The sequence below is a fragment of the Nostoc sp. genome (genome assembly GCF_035638895.1).
In the GTDB taxonomy this organism is placed as follows: domain Bacteria; phylum Cyanobacteriota; class Cyanobacteriia; order Cyanobacteriales; family Nostocaceae; genus Nostoc.
The window spans coordinates 1-3,624 of the sequence record NZ_DASQZC010000112.1; the positions used below are offsets into that span (position 1 = coordinate 1).

Annotated in this window: 3 protein-coding genes; all 3 read left to right on the top strand. The window is 39.7% G+C overall.

All coding sequences use genetic code 11. The annotated features are described in order from the left end of the window. Positions 1-307 precede the first annotated feature (307 nt). The gene (locus VE944_RS05070) at positions 308-634 is read left to right on the top strand and encodes a DUF3040 domain-containing protein (protein ID WP_324973207.1); all 327 of its coding nucleotides are present in this window, start codon (positions 308-310) and stop codon (positions 632-634) included. 15 nt (positions 635-649) lie between these two features. After that, positions 650-2,731, top strand: coding sequence for a dynamin family protein (locus VE944_RS05075; RefSeq protein WP_324973210.1), 2,082 nt, complete (start codon positions 650-652; stop codon positions 2,729-2,731). A 122-nt stretch (positions 2,732-2,853) separates the two neighbouring features. Beyond that, positions 2,854-3,624, top strand: a 771-nt coding sequence (locus tag VE944_RS05080) for a dynamin family protein (protein ID WP_324973213.1), incomplete at its 3' end; no start/stop codon positions are given.

Consider the following 3,624-nt stretch of genomic DNA (forward strand, 5'->3'; position numbering starts at 1 on the left):
GTTTTTAAATATTTAAGTGAGTTACGATACAGCATAATTAACGAGTAATATCATGTCCGCATAATATAGTTATGCTAACCACAGTCATTACACCCCACACGCCAGATGCTCCACTTGGGGAGACCCCTTGGCGCTAGCCTCTCCCTTTGGGAGAAGACCTGGCTCCCCTTAATCCCCTCCCCGCAAGCGGGGAGGGGAGACAAAGCATAGCTTTGGCGGGGTGGGGTTCTTCGAGTTTAATAAGCAATCAAGCGGACATGATATAAATGCTGACATCTTTTCTTTGTTTTAGACGGAGCGGATACCGATGACATCTGAAAGCAATCGCGAAAAAGAACTTGAACACCGAGAACGTATATTACGAGAACGAGAAGTTGAATTGCGACTCCGGGAAATGGAAACTAATCTCCATCCTAACGATGCGGCTTTTCATCAAACTGTGAAGCATCAACCAGAAAATTCTCAGAAACCTTGGATGAATAAAGTAATTCTGGGTGGAAAGCTTTTTGCTCTTGGTGTGGTAGCACTAGTTGCAGTGAGAATAGCCTCAGTGTTAGCTGGATTTATTATTGTTGGTGCGCTGGGGTGGATGTCTTACAAATTATTTTTGGAATCTAAAAAAACCAATCTTTAATTAAGGTATATTTTTATGACTGAGCAAGTAGCAACTGACAGATTTATCCAAGATTTAGAGCGGGTTGCTCAAGTGCGATCGGAGATTTCTGTATGTCTGAGTAAACTAGCTGAAACAATTAATCAAGCTGAGTTGACTGGAGACTCTTCATCAGGAAAACTCAGTTTAGAGCGAGATATTGAAGATATTACAATAGCTAGTAAAAACCTCCGCCAAGGTGTATTTCGCCTTTTGGTATTAGGCGATATGAAACGCGGGAAAAGTACGTTTCTCAATGCCTTAATTGGGGAAAATCTATTACCGAGCGATGTTAACCCTTGTACCGCAGTATTAACAGTTTTACGTTATGGCCCAGAAAAGAAAGTTACCATTCATTTTAATAATGGGAAAAGCCCACAACAGTTAGACTTTCAGAACTTTAAATATAAATATACTATTGATCCGGCTGAAGCTAAAAAACTAGAGCAGGAGAAAAAACAAGCCTTTCCAGATGTTGATTATGCAGTAGTTGAGTATCCCCTAACGCTACTAGAAAAGGGAATTGAAATTGTCGATAGTCCGGGATTGAATGATACAGAAGCGCGAAACGAATTATCTTTGGGTTATGTAAATAACTGCCATGCAATTTTGTTTGTCATGAGAGCTTCTCAACCTTGTACTTTGGGTGAGCGTCGCTACCTAGAAAATTATATCAAAGGTCGAGGGTTGACAGTTTTCTTCTTAGTTAATGCTTGGGATCAGGTACGAGAATCACTCATTGATCCTGATGATGTTGAAGAATTACAAGCATCTGAGAATAGATTGCGCCAAGTATTTAACGCGAACTTAGCAGAATATTGTACTGTAGAAGGTCAGAATATTTATGACGAACGAGTGTTTGAGCTTTCGTCAATTCAAGCACTCAGACGACGGTTGAAAAATCCCCAGGCTGATTTAGACGGGACTGGCTTTCCAAAGTTTATGGAAGCCCTTAATACTTTTCTTACCAGAGAACGTGCGATCGCAGAACTCCGTCAAGTGAGAACCTTGGCAAGACTTGCCTGCAATCATACCCGCGAAGCAGTTGCAAGGCGCATACCATTACTAGATCAAGATGTAAATGAATTAAAAAAACGCATTGATTCAGTAGAACCAGAGTTTAACAAACTCACAGGTATTCGAGATGAATTTCAAAAAGAAATTATCAATACCAGAGACACTCAAGCAAGAACGATTTCCGAATCTTTTCGCGGCTACGTTTTAAATTTGGGTGATACTTTTGAAACTGATTTCTTGCGCTATCAGCCAGAATTAAATTTGTTTGATTTTCTCAGTAGTGGTAAACGAGAAGCATTTAATACCGCACTGCAAAAAGCCTTTGAGCAATATATCACTGACAAATCTGCTGCTTGGACATTAACTGCTGAAAAAGATATCAATGCAGCTTTTAAAGAACTTTCTCGCAGTGCTGCACAATATGGCGCGTCTTACAGTCAAGTTACAGATCAAATCACAGAAAAACTCACCGGACAAAACGTCAAAGTAAATCCTACTACTACAACTGAAGAAGATAACTCTCCCGGCTGGGCAAAATGGGCAATGGGATTGTTATCACTGTCTAAGGGAAATCTTGCTGGTTTCGCACTAGCAGGGGCTGGATTTGATTGGAAAAATATCTTGTTAAACTACTTTACTGTAATTGGCGTTGGCGGGATAATTACAGCAGTGACAGGTATTTTTCTTGGCCCCATCGGGTTTGCACTACTAGGTTTAGGAGTAGGATTTTTGCAAGCAGAACAAGCGCGTAAAGAGTTAGTTAAAACGGCCAAAAAAGAGTTAGTTAAACATCTACCCCAAGTCGCACATGAGCAATCTCAGGTTGTATACAATGCTGTAAAAGAGTGTTTTGATTCTTACGAAAGAGAAGTGGGTAAGCGGATTAATGATGATATTCTCTCTCGCAAATCTGAATTAGATAATCTAGTCAAGCAGAAACAAACCCGCGAAATAAACCGTGAGAATGAGTTCAACCGTTTAAAAAACTTACAGGAAGATGTAATAGCTCAGTTGCAAAAAATCGAGGCGGCGTATAGCAATTTATTAGCTTATTATAGTTGATAAATCTCATTACTCTCGTTCCCAGCTAGAAGCTGGGAATACCTATTGGGAGGCTCCGCCTCCCATAACTATAAGAATGTAAGGTAATTGCATTACCAGACGGAGACTGGGAACGAGGAACTATGCAACAACAGTATGAAGGTTATAAGGATTTAGCAGATTCTCTTAAATCTGCATCTGCATTACTGAATTTAGAACGCAAATCGCAACTGCATCAAGATATAATTACCATTTGCAATCATCTCGTTAATCCTAGCTTTCGGATTGCGGTATTTGGCCCTTTTAATCATGGTAAATCTACCTTGCTGAATGCCATGTTAGGGAATCGCACCTTACCAATTGATTTAATTCCCACTACAGGCGCAGCGATTACTGTTAAGTATGGTTCTGATGTGCGAACTCGCATCATGTTGGTAGACGGTACAGAAGTCTATCGTAGTGGCACAGAAATTTTACAACAATTTGCAATTCTTGATGGCAATAGACAGATGCGAAAAGATGTAGCATCTGTGGAAATTTTTTGTCCGCATCCCTTCTTAGAAACAGGTGTAGAATTTCTCGATTTACCAGGAACTAATGATAGAGATGAACAAGATAATTTGGTTAGAGAACAACTTTTAAGTGCAGATTTAGTTATACAATTATTAGATGCACGTAAGTTAATGACTTTAGGTGAGCGGGAAAACTTACGAGATTGGCTATTAGATCGCGGTATTAAAACTGTTGTTTTTGTCGCTAATTTTCTTAACTTACTCGAACCCGAAGAGCAAAAACAGGTTCAAAATCGTTTGCTATTTGTTGCAGAAAGCTTTCGAGCCGAATTACCCCCAGGTTTTAGTAATTTATATCGCGTTGATGCTTTACCTGCTTTAAGAGCTAGATTAAAAGGCGAT

Bases quoted from the DNA above. Each gene is read 5' to 3' on its own strand.
- VE944_RS05070 (WP_324973207.1), top strand. From the start codon at position 308: ATGACATCTGAAAGCAATCGCGAAAAAGAACTTGAACACCGAGAACGT.
- VE944_RS05075 (WP_324973210.1), top strand. From the start codon at position 650: ATGACTGAGCAAGTAGCAACTGACAGATTTATCCAAGATTTAGAGCGG.